The sequence below is a fragment of the Nitrosomonas communis genome, assembly GCF_001007935.1.
GTDB classification, from domain to species: Bacteria; Pseudomonadota; Gammaproteobacteria; order Burkholderiales; family Nitrosomonadaceae; genus Nitrosomonas; species Nitrosomonas communis.
The window spans coordinates 2,157,171-2,173,564 of record NZ_CP011451.1; the positions used below are offsets into that span (position 1 = coordinate 2,157,171).

General features: G+C 46.3%; 16 protein-coding genes. 10 read left to right on the plus strand and 6 right to left on the minus strand.

Annotated features, from left to right (window positions below; genetic code table 11):
* Nucleotides 1–259: 259 nt before the first annotated feature.
* A complete protein-coding gene (locus tag AAW31_RS09770; protein ID WP_235264348.1) occupies nucleotides 260–727 on the minus strand; it encodes a L,D-transpeptidase in 468 nt (155 codons plus the stop codon).
* Nucleotides 728–954: 227 nt separating this feature from the next.
* On the opposite strand from AAW31_RS09770, the gene AAW31_RS09775 reads away from it, so the two are divergent.
* From AAW31_RS09775 to hypE, 3 genes are read left to right on the plus strand one after another with little or no spacing between them, the layout of a single operon-like run.
* A complete protein-coding gene (locus AAW31_RS09775) occupies nucleotides 955–1,194 on the plus strand; it encodes a HypC/HybG/HupF family hydrogenase formation chaperone (RefSeq protein ID WP_046850106.1) in 240 nt (79 codons plus the stop codon).
* Between the two features lie 5 nt (nucleotides 1,195–1,199).
* Nucleotides 1,200–2,327: a hydrogenase formation protein HypD gene (hypD, locus tag AAW31_RS09780; protein ID WP_046850107.1), complete on the plus strand. Its 1,128-nt coding sequence runs from the start codon at nucleotides 1,200–1,202 to the stop codon at nucleotides 2,325–2,327.
* Nucleotides 2,324–3,394, plus strand: a complete 1,071-nt coding sequence (gene hypE, locus AAW31_RS09785; protein WP_046850108.1) for a hydrogenase expression/formation protein HypE — start codon at nucleotides 2,324–2,326, stop codon at nucleotides 3,392–3,394. The genes hypD and hypE overlap by 4 nt, the downstream gene beginning before the upstream one ends.
* 101 nt (nucleotides 3,395–3,495) lie before the next feature.
* On the opposite strand, the gene AAW31_RS09790 is transcribed toward hypE, so the two are convergent.
* Entirely contained in the window at nucleotides 3,496–3,699 is a 204-nt protein-coding gene (locus tag AAW31_RS09790) for a cold-shock protein (RefSeq protein ID WP_046850109.1), read from the minus strand.
* A gap of 544 nt (nucleotides 3,700–4,243) precedes the next feature.
* Here AAW31_RS09790 and AAW31_RS09795 point away from each other — a divergent pair.
* From AAW31_RS09795 to AAW31_RS09810, 4 genes are all read left to right on the plus strand, one after another.
* Complete coding sequence (locus AAW31_RS09795) at nucleotides 4,244–4,939, plus strand: phospholipase D family protein (RefSeq protein WP_046850110.1); 696 nt, start codon at nucleotides 4,244–4,246, stop codon at nucleotides 4,937–4,939.
* 70 nt (nucleotides 4,940–5,009) lie between these two features.
* A complete protein-coding gene (locus AAW31_RS09800) occupies nucleotides 5,010–5,405 on the plus strand; it encodes a hypothetical protein (RefSeq protein ID WP_046850111.1) in 396 nt (131 codons plus the stop codon).
* Between the two features lie 130 nt (nucleotides 5,406–5,535).
* On the plus strand, nucleotides 5,536–5,907 hold the full coding sequence (locus AAW31_RS09805; RefSeq protein ID WP_046850112.1) for a calcium-binding protein: 372 nt from the start codon (nucleotides 5,536–5,538) through the stop codon (nucleotides 5,905–5,907).
* A gap of 22 nt (nucleotides 5,908–5,929) precedes the next feature.
* Complete coding sequence (locus AAW31_RS09810) at nucleotides 5,930–6,145, plus strand: hypothetical protein (protein ID WP_046850113.1); 216 nt, start codon at nucleotides 5,930–5,932, stop codon at nucleotides 6,143–6,145.
* A 585-nt stretch (nucleotides 6,146–6,730) separates the two neighbouring features.
* Here the strand turns inward: AAW31_RS09810 and AAW31_RS09815 are convergent.
* Complete coding sequence (locus AAW31_RS09815; RefSeq protein WP_046850114.1) at nucleotides 6,731–6,934, minus strand: cold-shock protein; 204 nt, start codon at nucleotides 6,932–6,934, stop codon at nucleotides 6,731–6,733.
* Between the two features lie 490 nt (nucleotides 6,935–7,424).
* Between AAW31_RS09815 and AAW31_RS09820 the strand changes: the two genes are divergently transcribed.
* The 3 genes from AAW31_RS09820 (at nucleotide 7,425) to AAW31_RS09830 (ending at nucleotide 10,412) form a co-directional block, all read left to right on the plus strand.
* The gene (locus AAW31_RS09820) at nucleotides 7,425–9,167 is read left to right on the plus strand and encodes a hydrogenase maturation protein (RefSeq protein ID WP_046850115.1); all 1,743 of its coding nucleotides are present in this window, start codon (nucleotides 7,425–7,427) and stop codon (nucleotides 9,165–9,167) included.
* A 110-nt stretch (nucleotides 9,168–9,277) separates the two neighbouring features.
* Nucleotides 9,278–9,901, plus strand: coding sequence for a hypothetical protein (locus AAW31_RS09825; protein WP_046850116.1), 624 nt, complete (start codon nucleotides 9,278–9,280; stop codon nucleotides 9,899–9,901).
* On the plus strand, nucleotides 9,885–10,412 hold the full coding sequence (locus AAW31_RS09830; RefSeq protein ID WP_046850117.1) for a DNA-deoxyinosine glycosylase: 528 nt from the start codon (nucleotides 9,885–9,887) through the stop codon (nucleotides 10,410–10,412). Before AAW31_RS09825 ends, AAW31_RS09830 begins: the two co-directional genes overlap by 17 nt.
* A 203-nt stretch (nucleotides 10,413–10,615) precedes the next feature.
* Here AAW31_RS09830 and AAW31_RS09835 read toward each other — a convergent pair whose 3' ends face one another.
* From AAW31_RS09835 to AAW31_RS18930, 3 genes are all read right to left on the minus strand, one after another.
* Entirely contained in the window at nucleotides 10,616–12,673 is a 2,058-nt protein-coding gene (locus tag AAW31_RS09835; RefSeq protein ID WP_046850118.1) for an HAD family hydrolase, read from the minus strand.
* Nucleotides 12,670–13,893, minus strand: a complete 1,224-nt coding sequence (locus AAW31_RS09840) for a glycosyltransferase (RefSeq protein ID WP_046850119.1) — start codon at nucleotides 13,891–13,893, stop codon at nucleotides 12,670–12,672. The genes AAW31_RS09835 and AAW31_RS09840 overlap by 4 nt, the downstream gene beginning before the upstream one ends.
* 156 nt (nucleotides 13,894–14,049) lie before the next feature.
* Nucleotides 14,050–16,371, minus strand: coding sequence for a methyltransferase domain-containing protein (locus AAW31_RS18930; protein ID WP_082110401.1), 2,322 nt, complete (start codon nucleotides 16,369–16,371; stop codon nucleotides 14,050–14,052).
* Nucleotides 16,372–16,394: the final 23 nt, after the last annotated feature.

Below are 16,394 nucleotides of genomic sequence, written 5' to 3' on the forward strand. Positions count from 1 at the left end.
TGGGTCACAGAATGTATAAAGGGCGCCTCTAAAAACTTATATTTGCGAGTATCCGCTTCCTTCGCGGATTGCTTACTTACTCCGTCTCGTCTCAATGCTCTCTTGTTCAAAAAAATGTCTCATTACCAATCAATCATATGCTGCATGAATATTTTCTGTTCTCGCCTTTTCTTGTTTAGGAATCTGAATTTTTAGAGGCGCCCTAAAAACAAATTCAATACTCAGCGATATATTTTTTTTAATCAAACCTGCTGGATGGTTACCAAATTTCGACAGTTACCCCGGGTTTGAGCCATTTGCTGAGTTGATCAATCTGCGTATTGGTAAGTGCAATACAGCCATTAGTCCAGTTGTATAGCCCGTGGACCTGTTGATCTGCTCGTCCGAGTCCGTGAATACCTAAATGACCACCCAACGGCGTATTTTGAGGAGGCGTTCTTCCTGCCTCGATGGCATAGATAATGGATTGCCATGTTTCTTTAGTAATCCGATTTTCCGCCAGAGCAAGATCAGCGGCTTCTCGATTCGGGAAATCCAGACCAAAGAAACGGTAGTAGCGGCTGGGTTCTTTTATCCGATCGATCTTGAAACTACCGAGCGGTGTTCTGTTATCACCCATCATTCTGGCCTTGCTGGCACCAAAGCGTCCGATGGCGATATCTTTAAAAACCGCTTCTAGTATCATTCCTTTCATAACTGATAAGGTGGACGTTTTGGTATCTACCATTATCCAGACATGATTATGTGCGCTGGATAGGTTGGAGATGAACAGGCAAAAAATCAATACAAGTAATCGGCTATACATTTTAAAAAAATAAAAAATAGTAAAGAAATTTTTCTAGTCTGGTTAATAGTGTTAAATCACGTTATTATGGTTCTTTCGGAGGTGGTTTAGCAATAATCCGGGTAATTTTCCTATTTAAATGCATTATTGTCTGATGATTTAAATTCATTATGTGCCTCGCTATTCCTGCTTGCGTAGAAGAAATTGTCGCGGAAGATTGCGCAATCGTCAATTTAAGTGGAGTACGCCGAGAAGTTTCGCTGGCGCTGGTGGAAGATGTCAAACCTGGCGATTATGTTATCGTGCATGTCGGTTTCGCATTACAAAAAATAGATCCGAGTGAAGCAGAACATACTTTAGCACTGTTTGCTGAAATGCAAGCACAAAATGATCCATTTTCTGCTGAGTAATCAATATGAAATACATAGATGAATTCCGTGACGGGGGATTAGCAAAAAAAATTGCTGCTCGAATTGTGCGTGAAGTGGATCCTCGGCGGCACTACCATCTGATGGAATTTTGCGGCGGTCATACGCATGCCATTTCACGCTATGGCATACCCGATCTGCTGCCGAGCAACGTGCATATGATCCATGGGCCTGGCTGTCCGGTTTGCGTTTTGCCCATTGGACGGATTGAAAATGCCATTCAATTAGCGCAGCAAGCGGAGGTGATTTTATGCAGTTATGGCGATATGCTGCGTGTCCCGACTCATCGGGGTATGAGTTTGCTGAAAATCAAGGCACAAGGGGCCGATATACGGATGATCTATTCCAGTACGGATGCGATCAAGATTGCTCAGCAAAATCCACAGCGGCAGGTCGTCTTTCTTGCTATCGGTTTTGAGACCACTACGCCACCCAGCGCGATCGTGATCAAGCAAGCACAAGCATTGGGTTTGACCAATTTCAGCGTATTTTGCAATCACGTGCTGACGCCTTCCGCTATTTCTCACATCCTGCAGTCTCCGGAAGTGCGCCAGTTCGGCTGGGTGCCGCTGGATGGTTTTATCGGACCGGCTCATGTCTCGGCTGTCATAGGCAGCCGGCCTTATGAGTATTTCGCAGAAGAGTTTCAGAAACCTGTGGTGATTGCGGGCTTTGAACCGCTCGATGTCATGCAGGCGATTCTCATGCTGATCCGGCAGATCAACGAAGGGCGGGCGCAGGTGGAAAATGAGTTTACCCGTGCAGTAACGTATCAAGGCAATCTCAAGGCGCAGCATCTGGTCGCAGAAGTATTTGAGCTGCGGCGAGCGTTTGAATGGCGCGGTCTCGGTTGGGTGCCTTACAGCGCACTGCGCATCAAGGCAGCTTTTAGTGATTTTGATGCAGAAAAGCGCTTTCAAATACCCGCGCTCTCCATCGCTGATAATAAAGCATGCGAATGTGGCGCTATTCTGCGCGGCATCAAGCATCCCAAGGATTGCAAAATTTTTGGTACTGTCTGTACGCCTGACAATCCGATTGGTTCCTGCATGGTCTCATCGGAAGGGGCCTGTGCGGCATATTACAGTTATGGCCGTTTTCGACAGACGGCATGATATCAACTGGAAACCAGGTTAAAGTGAGCAAAACGGCTTATATTCGCCCGCTTGATTTCAAAAAAGGTCGGGTGGAAATGGCGCACGGCGGGGGCGGGCGCATGATGATGCAGCTGATCGATAGCTTGTTCCTCACTGCTTTTGATAACGACATGCTGCGCCAGATGAATGACCAGGCCTGTTTTGCAGTACCAGCAGGGCGCATGGTGATGTCGACCGATAGCCATGTGGTTTCACCCCTGTTTTTTCCGGGTGGCGATATCGGCAGCTTGTCGGTACATGGCACACTCAATGATGTAGCGATGTCTGGCGCCAGGCCGCTCTATTTATCTGCCAGCTTTATTCTGGAAGAAGGCTTCCCACTGGCAGATCTCAAGCGCATTGTTGAATCGATGGCAAAAGCGGCGCAACAGGCGGGGGTCTCCATTATTACCGGCGATACCAAAGTAGTGGAACAAGGCAAAGGGGACGGAATATTTATCACTACCACGGGTGTCGGGGTCGTGCCTGAAGGTCTTCAAATTTCAGCCGAGCGCGCGCAGCCCGGCGACAAGATTCTGGTGTCTGGCACGCTCGGTGATCATGGTATCGCTATTCTGTCACTGCGTGAAAATCTTACTTTTCATACTACTATCCAGTCTGATACTGCTTCCTTGCATGAGCTGGTAACCTGTATGATCGAAGCTGTTCCCACGATTCATGTGCTGCGCGACCCAACACGTGGTGGACTCGCGACTACACTGAATGAGATTGCACGCCAAGCTGGCGTGGGCATGATGGTGTATGAAAATAAACTCCCCATTCGTGAACAAGTCAGAGCTGCCTGCGAATTTTTGGGATTTGATCCGCTTTATATTGCCAACGAAGGTAAATTAGTCGCCATTTGCCCTGCAGCAGCAGCAGAGACATTATTACAAACCATGCAAGCGCATCCTCTGGGTAGTGAGGCAGCAGTTATTGGTGAAGTGATCGAAGATTCCCATCATTTCGTGCAGATGGAAACAAGTTTTGGCGGCCAGCGGGTGGTTGACTGGTTAAGTGGAGAACAGTTGCCACGTATTTGTTAAATAACGCTCGTGATGATTACTTATTACTTGATTTGATTTGATTCTACCAGACAAAAAAATACCCCGGTTAACCGGGGTATGTGGCTTACTTGTGCTCGAACTTATTGAGGCACAATATTTGATGCCTGCTTACCTTTGGGGCCGGTCGTGACGTCGAAGGTCACACGCTGTGCCTCGCGTAATGACTTGAAGCCATTAGCATTGATTGCAGAAAAGTGTGCAAATAAATCTTCTCCACCGTTGTCTGGAGTAATAAAACCAAACCCTTTAGCGTCGTTAAACCATTTTACAGTACCTGTTGCCATGTTCTATTTCCTTAATAATAAATTTATGATTACGGTTATCCGTATGTAGCCATCGAATGTCAAGGAAAAAGGGTCAACTATTAGTACCACATTTAACAACTTGAATCCAAAAGACGTTAGTAGGATACGCTTTTTTAAGTAAAGTTCAAGTATTTATTCAAGATCAAGAGCAAAAGCTAGCAAAAGGATCAGGTCGCGAATCAAGAAAAAACAAGCCTTATACTATAAGGCTAAGTTAAGAGACGAGACGAGATGACGACCACTCCGTTTTCTTTTAACTGTGAGTAAGTCAGAAACAATTCAATTTTCCTTTCTTCCATCGTATCGAAATGTTGCTTAGCTTATTCATCTATCATATTTATGGATCTAACAAAGTTTGTTATTATGATGAAAGCTAAATCAATACAATTCTATAAAAATAAGGAGATAGCATGCGACTTGTCGTGTTAGATATCGTTTTTGACATAATATATTTATATTGCGTCATTCTGGAGGCCTAATTTAGTTTCCCCCTTTTTTAGTATTCATCAATCTCGGAACCGTGATGGCAAAATTCTTAAACACAAGCGCCACGAATTACTTCCTCGAAGAACTCATTAAGAATGCCAGGGATCGCCTGATTCTTATTAGCCCTTTTCTCCGGCTAAATGATCGGATCAAAGAGCTCCTTGAAGACAAAAACCGTTTGAAGATTGATGTTCGTATCGTCTACGGCAAGAGCGAGCTTCAACCCGGTGAAATCAGTTGGCTTACTGCACTTTCCTATCTCCGCACAAGTTTTTGCAAGAATCTCCACGCCAAGTGCTACCTCAATGAGGAACTGTGCATTATTACCAGTCTAAACCTCTACGAGTTCAGCCAAGTAAACAACAACGAAATGGGTGTGCTCATCCGGCGTAGTGAAGATCCTGATCTATACAAAGAAGCTTACGAAGAAGCTCAGCGCATCATTCGCATCAGCGACGAAATCCGTATCTCTGTCGAAACGGTCGAAAAGGAAGTGGAAATCATCGCAGAGAATGAAGAGCCGTCCTGCGACAAATTAACTTCGTCCAAGCTGGCACAGAAGCTCGGGGTTAAAACCAATGAATTTATAGAGCAACTAGTCAAATCAGGTTATCTCGAAGCCCGAGATGGGAAGAACTACATCACCACGAAAGGAAAAGATGCAGGTGGTGAATTTCGGATGAGTCCAAAACATGGACCATACTTCCTCTGGCCCGAGGCCTTCCGTCCATGAAGGCAACCCATCATTCCACCGAATCTGCACGAAAAGACGCGCGGGTTGGGTATTTTGAACGTTCGACATCATGAAGCTTCAAACCGTCCATTACGCTGAGCTAAATGCGAGGCAGCAAGAGTCATACAACTTCCAGAGGGTGTCGGGGGTGCTTGCTGACTACGGGTTCACAACCATTCGGCTAACAGATGATTGGCAGGGTGCAGATTTCATCGTACAACACATCGACGGTGAACAGCTCTCGAAAGTCCAGCTCAAGGGTAGGTATACGCTTGCTAAAAAATACATGGACAAAGATTTGTATATCTGCTTTCAAGATCGTGGTGTTTGGTATCTTACTCCGCATGACGAACTTCTGGCGTGGGCGCAGCAGAACATGAATATAATAAACACAGAGAGAGTCGTGGAGAACAGCAGGCTTGTACTCGTTTCCACGTCTGTCAGCAGCATTGAAGTGGTATCTTGAACCCTATCGAATTGGCGCCGCCCAACCGAGCACTCCAGCCGATGTCCCTTCGATCCCTTCATCGCTCCAAGTCAGCGGCTGAGTTTGGGCGGTGGGTGCACCCTTCTGAACTAAAGTAAAGATTTTTAAAATGAAAGAAATTGAACGAGATGAAGAGCGTGAATGCCGAATAGAGGATGAAGTCATCGTGGATGCCTATGGACCAGAAGAGCAGGCGCTAGGATGGTATTACTACTTGGAAGGTAAAATTACCTTCCCATTTTCAGCCTGTTGTATCGAAGCAAGGCCTATTTCTCCCCTCAAAAAAGGTGAAAAGGTGTCGGTAATTAAAATGGCTCCTGAAGATGATTGTATGCATGAAATGTTCGTTATCGTGGAATGGCAAAGCCGAAGTTTTGGTGTTCCACTCGCACAGTTAGAGCCAGTTGATATTGATGGGCGGACTGAGGAAGCCATTGCCGATTGGCATTATTGGGTAAAACGCGGTTATCAACTCGGTTGAGACAAAATAAAAGTAATTTCAAATGACTACGTTTGCAGGTTCCTACCCAACAATTACCTGCTGGATCGAAGAACAAGGCTGGATAGAAATTGGAAGAGATGAATATAGCAGTTCGTTGGTACGCGCGCTTGATCCAGGTGGCATGGTCTGGGAAAGTGATTCAAATATTGATTCAATTGACGATGCATTGCAAGAGCCAGAGAAAGAATTGAAGGATTGGTTCAGGAAAAATGGGTGAATTTTTGAGCCTGAAGTGCGCCTAATACAACGTGCACTGGATGGCTGGGACTCTATACGCGTGTTTGGGGCTTATTCTAATTCTCAATAGAAAAATCAATTATAGGATTACATAATATATTGTAAATAAATAATTTTACTTAAAAGATTATTGACTTTTTTTATTGGGAATTGGAATTATTCTAGAGCTTTGACTGTTTCCATTTCCAAACTTTTTTCTTCCCGACTGCCAATAGCGCAGGCCGTTGGGCGGCAAGAAGAGTTAATAAAAGTCTGAGGAATGGGATGGTAATTTGACTTGGAGCATACAAGTACAGTTACATATCTTGCCGTTACTGATCGGTATAAGCCTATCAACCAACCTTGTGACAGAGGCGTGGCGCGCGAGTATGGTAAACCTATGCATCAAAATCTTTGCGCAAGGCAAGCTTGTGCGCAATAAAATAAATTATTTTACTGACCAAAATGACATTTGGCCTCTAGTGCATGAGTACTCGGGATAAAGGAGTAAAGCTTGATAGGAATTTCCACGACAAAAAACCTCGGTTAGGCTAAACCGGGGTTTTTTATCAGGCTGGGTTCATACTTATTGAGGCACAATATTGGTAGCTTGCTTACCTTTAGGACCCATCGTTACTTCGAAAGTCACGCGTTGAGCTTCGCGTAATGTTTTAAAACCCTTGCTATTGATTGCAGAGAAGTGGGCAAATAAATCTTCTCCACCATTATCGGGGGTGATAAAACCAAAACCTTTAGAATCATTGAACCATTTTACAATACCAGTTGCCATATTATTTCTCCTTCCTAATGAATTTATGCATATGGTAATTTATTTATGACTATCGAATACCAAGGTAAAAGAGTCAACCAGAGGTATCACTTTTTTGATAACTTGAATTCAATAGACGAAAGTATGAGATATATTTCATTGTAAAGTTCCAGGTATCTTCATGTTTCCATACGCATAGCGAATGTGGGTTCTTGCAATAAATAGCTGTGAAAGTTTGGTTACCTAAGATAGATAGGGAGCTCATTCAATGCGCCCTTATTATTCCATTGCTAAAATCAAAATTGACTTTGTCGGCTTCACCTTGCCGCATGATTGATACTGTCTGCGGCTCGCTTTGCGTCATTTTTGATTCAGAAATGGAATTATTCCTTGATTACACATTATTCAACGATCCATTCGTACTTTGGCAGAGCATAACTTGAATTAAGATCCCAAAATAAAGCAATATACTTATATGTAGCTAAAATAGCATCTGGGTTAATAAATTAGTGTGAACATTCTCTTTCTCACCCACAGTTTCAACAGCCTCGCGCAGCGCTTATTTATTGAGTTGACGCGCTGCGGGCATGATGTCTCGCTTGAGTTCGACATCAGCGATTCCATTACAGAGCAAGCGGTCGAGCTTTACCGCCCTGATCTCGTGATTGCACCCTTTCTCAAGCGGGCGATTCCTGAAACAGTATGGCGCAGCGTGCCTTGTTTTGTGGTGCATCCGGGTATTGTCGGTGATCGCGGCCCGTCTGCGCTGGACTGGGCGCTCATGCACGGCTACCGCGAGTGGGGAGTGACGGTATTGCAGGCGAATAGCGAAATGGATGCAGGCGATATCTGGGCGTATGAAACCTTTTTGATGCGCTTTGCCAGCAAGAGCAGTCTGTACCGGCATGAAGTAACCGAGGCGGCTGTTAACGCTGTGCTAACTGCAGTGGATCGTTTTCTGTCAGGTACGTATCAGCCCATACCGCTCGCTAAGGCATGTCAGCAGCTTGGCAATAACCATGGCAGGCAACATATGCTGATACGTCAGATGGATCGTGCCATTGAATGGCAGCAGGATGACACGCATACTGTCCTGAAAAAAATATTTGCGGCAGATGGTTTCCCGGGCGTACTCGATTCGCTGTATGGTGCTCATTTTTATTTATTTGATGCCTGGGCAGAAGCGGCGCTCCATGCAGATAAGCCAGGTGCCGTGATAGCACAACGGCAGGGTGCCATTTGTCGTGCGACAGTCGATGGCGCGGTGTGGATTGGTCATCTGAAGCGAAAAAGTGATGCCGAACCCACCCTCAAATTACCCGCTACAATGGCATTGAGCGAGTATATGGCCGATGTGCCCGTAATACCGCCTGAATCGTTGTCCACCAGTGATGAGAGGAGCGATGCCACTTATCGTGATATCTGGTTCGAACAAAGTAATCAGGTGGGCTATCTTCATTTTGTATTTTATAACGGGGCGATGAGCAGCAGCCAATGCGAGCGGCTACGTGAAGCATATGTGATGGCTAGTCAAAGCGAGGTGCGCGTAATCGTGCTGATGGGTGGGCCGGATTTCTGGTCAAATGGGATTCATCTTAATCTGATCGAGCATGCGGCGAGCCCCGCCGATGAATCCTGGCGCAATATCAATGCAATGAATGATCTCGTGCGCGCCATCATTACCAACACCCGCCAGCTTACCCTTGCAGCGTTACAAGGTAACGCGGGGGCAGGGGGGGTATTTTTATCGCTTGCAGCCGACAGGATTTATGCACGTAAAAGCGTGATCCTGAATCCGCACTACAAGAGTATGGGTAACTTGTATGGTTCAGAATATTGGACGTATCTGTTGCCTAAACGGGTCGGTAAAAAGAAGGCGAGCGAGCTGACTGATAATCGTTTGCCAATCGATGCCGCGGATGCACAGCAAATTGGCCTAATCGATGGCTGTTTTGAGCTAAATCATGCTGATTTCCGTGAAAAAATTGAACAGATTGCGCAACAGTTAGCAGCAGGCGCTGATTATGCCCATCTCCTTACCAGCAAACAGCAGCGACGAGAACGGGACGAACGGGAAAAACCACTGGACAGCTACCGGGCGGAAGAATTGCAGCAAATGCAACTTAATTTCTACGGTTTTGATCCGAGCTATCATGTTGCGCGCTATCATTTTGTGTTTCGCATCCCACACGCCTGGACCCCACTTTATCTTGCGCGACATCGGCAGAGATGTAAAAGGGAACTAGGCGAGTGAATTTAGCATGAGCAATGTAGTCAAATTTAACAATGTTTTCAGCTTAAAAATACCAGTAATAGGCTGATAGCGGTCACTCGTTTACCTATAAATGACTGGAGGACTCATCGATGCTTCTTTTTCGTCAATGTGCCAGCATGTTCTTTTTAATAACCCTATTGCTGCTGCAACCCTCTCCCGTACTCGCAACGACCGATGCTGAATCCAGCGATTCGTTTCCTTTGCAGCGCTTTCTTGATCTTGAAATCGAAGGTATCTCATTGAGTACTCTGCCAGAAGAAGTGCCAGTCATCCTGGAAGCAGCAGGCTATTTACAGCGAAGGAATTCGATGTTCATCAAGACTTTCATCAAGGAAGCCCCCCTTCCTGGCGGCCGGAGTTCGCTTTACCGGATAGAACTGGAAGATACCCCTCAGCATCGGACTATTACTTATTTGCGCGAAGAGGGTGGCGGCAGAAACAAAAGCTCGGTAGAAAAAAATAAGCCAATTCCGGATAATGAAGCTGCTTGGGCAAAAGCAATTTATGAACTGGTCTGTTTGAACGTGCCAGATAAAATGAATAAAGCGCGTTCCTGCCAGCCGTTGCAGGAACAGGAAATCCGTTTTGGTGAGGGTGGTTTTTTGAATATTTCGGCTCATGCAGGCGCTCAGGTTAATGCATCAGGCGCAAGCACGATCCTGGGGATTACATATTTCAAGCATAAACAGAGCGTTAATGACAAGGATTTATAGCTTTGCACCGATCGCGGATGAGCACGCTAAAGTCCTCATACTCGGCAGTATGCCGGGAATTGCGTCGTTAGCTGCGGGGCAATATTATGCGCATAAACAGAATGTTTTCTGGCGCATCATGGCTGAACTGCTCTCCTTTGACCCTGCGATATCTTATGCTGACAAAGTTCAGGAGTTGAAGTCTGCGCGCATTGCATTATGGGATGTGCTTCATTCCTGTAAAAGAGACGGTAGCTTGGACGCAAAAATTGAAATTGAAACGCAGATAGCCAACGATTTTGAAAACTTTTTCCATGGCCATCGCAATATCACCTACCTTTTCTTTAATGGTACCAAAGCAGAAATCAGTTTCAAGCAATTGGTCATGCCAAGAATGAAGAGCAATGCGCTCTGCTATAGCCGACTACCATCCACCAGTCCGGCTAATGCTTCAATATCTTTTGAAGGGAAACTTAAAGCATGGCAGGCGATTCTCAAGCCTATTGGCATGGAACCAAACCATTGCGGGTAGAATACGGAGCACACACTCAATGATAGGTGAGTCCGACTACCAGCGTGAAACTTCAACATGAGTCCCTGAAGAGCAGCGTCATCATCGGTAGTGATTCCATTTCCAAATCAAACATGACGTGAAGGCAAGCTGCAGACGGTACCAATTATCCAGCAAGAGGAAACAGGTAAAGTTAGTTTGGATTTAGAAATAGAATGATTACTTCACATTTTTGCATCATCTCTATTGCGGAAACACTGAACCTTCATGCGCAAACGCCTCACTTGATTAGCGAAGCGAAACGTGAAAACCAGCGTCCATCGATGGAAGCGACTCAGCCCATTGATATGCTGAATGGCTGCTGACCATTGAACGCGCCGAATAAATTCAATCAACTGGCGCCGCCTTTCCTTGACGAGCGGAGCCAGTAAAATGGCGGTCAAGGACGGGGCTTGATTTCTGTTAAAAAAATCACCAAACCCAAATACATCATGTTGCGGGGTTTGTATGAACAATTCCGCCAAGTCGACACTGGGGGCGCTTCGCAAGGTGGCCCACACTCTAAGCGCAGTGTTTTGAAGCTCACTCGCGCTTATTACGTATCGTTCTATATATAACCGCCAATGTTTGGCTGCTAGAAGTATCCCTTGTTGAAAATAACGCGTGAACTGGTCATAGGCCGCATTTTCATCCCCTGAGACTTGGCGGCAGGCGAGTATTTGATCAGGGGTTCGGCGGTAACCCACTACACTTCCTCCGGCAGACATACAAAGCATTTCTAGTGCGGCAAAAACCTCAAACAGATCATTCGCATTACTGCTGATATTTTCGTTGGGACCATAAGCTGACTTGGAAACATTATCAGGCTGGGGATTGACAAACCGCCGCAGACCTAAATACATGCCATGCAAATTCGTCTCTGACATAACAAGTGCGAGGTTGTCTTGGATGGTGCCACGCCAGCCAATATCCACCACACCTATTTTGACATCGGACTGCCATCCATTTTGTATCAAGTAATCACACAGAAGCGATTGCTGACGAGCAATGGAGTTTTGTAATGCATTTACAAACTCTGGCGTACCAAAGAGCTTATTTAAAGCAGAGTTTTGTTGGGGAATTTCAATCACATCCTCGGGTTTTAGTTCAAGCTGATTAAGAATTTCTTTGAAATCAGCGATATTGATGCCAAGTGTGACAAACATTCCGGCAACATTTTGTTCCTTGAATAAGTCCCAGATACGGGACATTTCGCCAATGGTTACCTCCCGTAATGATGAGACGAAAGTTGACAGTCGGCTGACGGCCAATATGTTTGACGGTGGCAAGGTATGGCCAAAAAATGTTTGCTGAGGGAACAGGGCGGTAAATACCTGATGGAAAAACTCACCTTCTCGCGTCAGGAAATGGAGCTGATCAAGCTTTTTTACCAGTGCTTGCTCAGCAATCCATAAAGCAAAACCGATAAAAAGCGGAGCAGCATCCGCCCCAAGTCGAAAAGCGGCAGCTTGTTTAGCTGACATACCTTGGCTAGCTTGTAGCGCTTCGTCGGCACATAAGGTTCTGATGTGTTCGAATAGGGCTTCGCGGGAAGAAAACAGCCGTTCTCGAGCCAGTCGCTCAGCATGCAAGGTGGCAGGCAGGTAATGGACAGCCGTCACGCCAGACTTTTCAGCCGCTTCGATATCTGACCAGCGATTGTCCCCCACATGGACATGTTCCTTGGGAAAAATGCCGTGGAGAGAGTGGACATGCTGGAAAAGGCGTCCTGAACGCTTATTCAGACCAATCTCGCAAGAGGCAATGCCTTCGCAAACTAAAGCGCCCAATCCTTTTTCTTCCAGAAGGCGTCCGAGCATGCTTGAATTCATATAAAAGTCTGAGAGAAAATAATTACGCTCTGCTGGATAAGCTAGCAGGAAATCTTCAATATCTGGGTCCTTGAATGATCTCGCTATTTCGACTTGCAATTCGAATTCCGCTAACTTGCATGGTAACGTTGTATCAAAAGGCCTGCAGAAAACTGCCAATAACCACTGATGCAAGACCGCAGAAATTTCGTATTCATCATCCTGCCCTTCAGAGCGGGCAGCCTCTGCGAGAAAGCGCTCGGCATCGATACGCGCTCGATAGAGTGCCCAATGTTCCTGGAAATCAGGCTTGAGATGGTCCGGCCACCCCAGAAGGACATGCCGCGCCGTAGCCAGCTTGATGCATTCTGGATGACAATCTCGTCTCAACAAGGTATCCCAGACATCAATGGTGCGGAGTTTATACCTCAATATGCTGTTCTCCTTCCCAACGCCACCTCACCGATTGCTTCTAGCTGCTTCACTTTCCGGATTACTGAGCGCGGAAAGCGTGATGCAAGCACACTCAATTTGTGTCGACGGATAATGGCAGGGTTTTGGGCAAGCCGTAATTGCTCATCGTGCGAATAGTCGGCAAAGGCTTGCTCGGTCATGGCTACCAGAACCGAACGATCTGGCGCCGAGCCTTGCAGGCAGCCTGCCACCCATTGGTGGAATTGTGCGGAGGATTCTTCCCAAGACGGCCAGGCAGTAGCCGTTTGTAATGCTCCCTGTTGCAGTTGCGACAAGGTATCGCGATCTGACAACAAACGCTGCAGTATGCTGACGACTCTATCAGCATTGCCACAAGAAATTACGCATGCATTTACGCCATTGACGATGTACTCGTCGTGACCTGTAACGTCAAACACGATGGCCGTTCCGCCGCAATGAAATATCTCCAAGGGAGGGCCGAACATCCCTTCTACTGTACTCAGCTTGACTAAAATATCGCAGGAACGATAGATCTGGGCAGTCTTTATCATAGGTACTTGCGAAAAGACTCTGTTTACCCCAGGAAGCCAACTAACCGGGGAGCCAGTGAGTACCCAGATATCTCTCGCACCTGCTTCCCGCGCTAGGCGAATACTTAGCGCGGTGTTTTTGAATGAAACACCGAAATGTCCTTCTACCAGTATGCGAGGCGGCCGAGCCAGGTTACGCGGTGCAATTGCCGGCCCTGATGGCGTATAGATATCCTTCCGAATGCCGTTACGCACGAGTGCAGCCGCCTGACCAAACTTTTCCGCCAGGTATTGCTGAATCCAGGTCGCTTCGGTCACGTACAGAATGGGGAAACGGTAGGTCGTTTCCACCAAAAACCTCAAGGGTACTTCTTCTTCAGGATAAAAATTGGATTCGATCGACTGAACAAAATAAGCATATTGTTTAGCCTGGAAATGACTTAGCTCAAACACTGTCTTCCACCAGGTCGCAATGACTAGATCGAAATGCTCTTTCTTGGCTTCTACAATGGGAATGCAGCGTAAAGCCGGCGCTTCGTCATGCCAGGCAAGCGTTAAGGCGGAAAATGGTTCTTGTACCGCAAGGGTCACCTCGAATCCATGATCACGTAAATAAGCTGCGTGCTGAACGATCACATAAGTGCCACCACTGATCGCCATCGAACCCACAAGAAAACACAATTTCATCTCTTATCTCTTGTTAAATTGTAAAAATTACCTTCACTATATTTAACAACAGACCAATGTTTTGTCAGAGAATTCGAAAAGAGATTGATCAAATTTTAGCAATCACTCCTTCATCGCACCCCCTATTAAAAATTACTACGCCAATTAAAGGCCGCCTCAGCGTCTTTGCCAACGTCGGAACCAGCTATATAGCCTGTCCAACCCTGGCAGCGCCCGTATTTTGATAGTAAGCCATGGCCAAGACCCCAGTTCTGATGGTCGACGACGACGTAACAAATGCCAGGTAAACATCATCTGGCTTAATCGAGACACGCGACTGTTGGCGTTACCGAACCGGGATTCTTCAAAAACCCCGAAGTTTTCCACATGGTAAACAGAAAATGTCCAATCGATCTCCTCTTGAGATGGATGGAAAACCATGCGCGCATGCCGTTTCAGCGTGAATTTAAGCAAATCGTTAGCGGCTAGCGGTATATTTGCCAAGGCCGCAGCAAGCTGTCCAAAGTAATCAAAAATAGGTTGAGAAACTGGCCATACCTTTTCCTCAATCATTTTTTTTTCTTTAAATTCATCTTGCACAATTTGTACATTCCCATTGGCGTCTAATCCATACCGTTGGGCTGAGCCGTGGTCAGCATGAAGAATGATCTCAAAAAGTGAGCGGTTTTCGTTAAAGATAGCAAAGCCTGGCGTTAATTGATTAATATTGGAAAAAAGTAAGCCGGTTTTGGCATTGCGGACAGTGAGACCGCCGCTTGCCACCAGCCCTAAATAATAACCCTCAATTCTGGCTTTCTCGCCATGCAAATGGCTGAGCCAATTAAAGAGATTGTCCTGAATCGATCCTTTCCAGCCGACATCAACCACATGCAGCAATTCGGGTATTGAGCCGCCTGCCAGGCTGGCAAGATAGCGTTCGAACGCAGTACTTCTGGCGACACGTTCTTCTTCATACAGTTGCTGGAATACCTTTAACTTGAGAAGGTTTTGAAAGAGCGGGTCATTTGGCAAATCTTCTTTGACCGTTTCAAAAGCGCGGACATCTACCCCGAGTGCTTGCGCCAGGGAAAGGGTATGCTCTTCGAGTGCCAGGCTTTTTAAAAAATCAATGAGCGCGATACGACGATATTGCCTGAAAAGAACATGAAATCTTTCTTGCGATAATGGCCCGAGCGAAATCAGGAAAGTAGAGCGCCTCGACACCTGAAGATAATGAGTGCGGATAGTGACTGGACTGTCTCTATACGATAGATAGAGATCAAACATTTCTTTAAGAGGTTGTCCTTCGCGGGAGAAGAAAAATAAATCTTGTGCGCCCGCTTTGAGCGCTGCTTGATAAAGCCTGGCTATAAAAAGGTAAAGACTGAAAGCCATGTCGAGGAATGGCGTGGAGGGATACTGTTTATTTTGTAGCATCTTTAAAAAAACTTCAGAGCCTATTTTTTCAGAAACCGCATTGAGCACACTTTTAAGCCCCCTGATGCCTCGTATCTGCAGGGCCACAGTTTCATCACGCTGGCGAATCTGCTCTTCCATCGACTGCATCACAGCCCAGCGTGCTTCGAGCATCTGCGCTTGGGCCACCATCGCCTGGTCACGTTGGTGAATCTGCTCCTCCATCGATTGCATCACAGCCCAGCGTTCCTCGAGTAACTTTGCTTGGGCTGCCATCGCTTCGTCACGTTGGCGTATCATATTTTCCGCGCGCTGAAAGGATAGCCTGACGGGTTCTACTTCTTCCTGGTCGAGAACAATCTTAGGTACGCTCTGGAGGAATTTCTGCATAAGACCCAGCTTGTTCAAGGCCGATCCAACCCGAGCCTTGCCACCGGCAATAAAGAACAGCGACCCTGCTACCTTGTTCAGATGGTTGTCACGTAAGATGATCTGCCCTGCAGAAGAGTCAGATGTCTTCTGATCGAGAGGACGAAAAAGAGTGCCCATAGCAAATTCAGCGGAAAACATGCGAGCCGAATTAAAATATCGGCCGAGTAAATCCTCGAGATCTTTGTGAGTAAAACGATGCAGATGAAAGGGATTAGGTCCGTATACCTGCTCGCACAGCTCCTCATAATCAGCACTCGGAACGCTTCCAATCAGTAGACCATCGGCTTTGAGGATGTGGCTAACATTCCGAATGCACCTCTCAGGATCGTGAGTGTGCTCAAGCGTTTCAAGCGTAACAAAAGTATCGACGCTGGCTGCTTCACATGAATTATCCTCAAGCGTACCTACAGTAAAGGTGAAACCTGGCCTGGCATAATTTTCTGTTGCATACCGGATGGCTTCCTCTGAAGGATCCATGCCAAGATAGGAAGTAACCGCTTTCTCTTGGTTTAACAGGGTACTGCCATAGCCAATGCCACAAGCACAATCAACCACCCTACCTTCAGCCAGCATAGAAGCAAGCGTATATCGATGGAAATGCTCGTCCCTTAACGATGAGCGTTCAAACAAATCTATTGTGGCACGTTCCATTCGGTTAATTTTTAGTTTGTTGC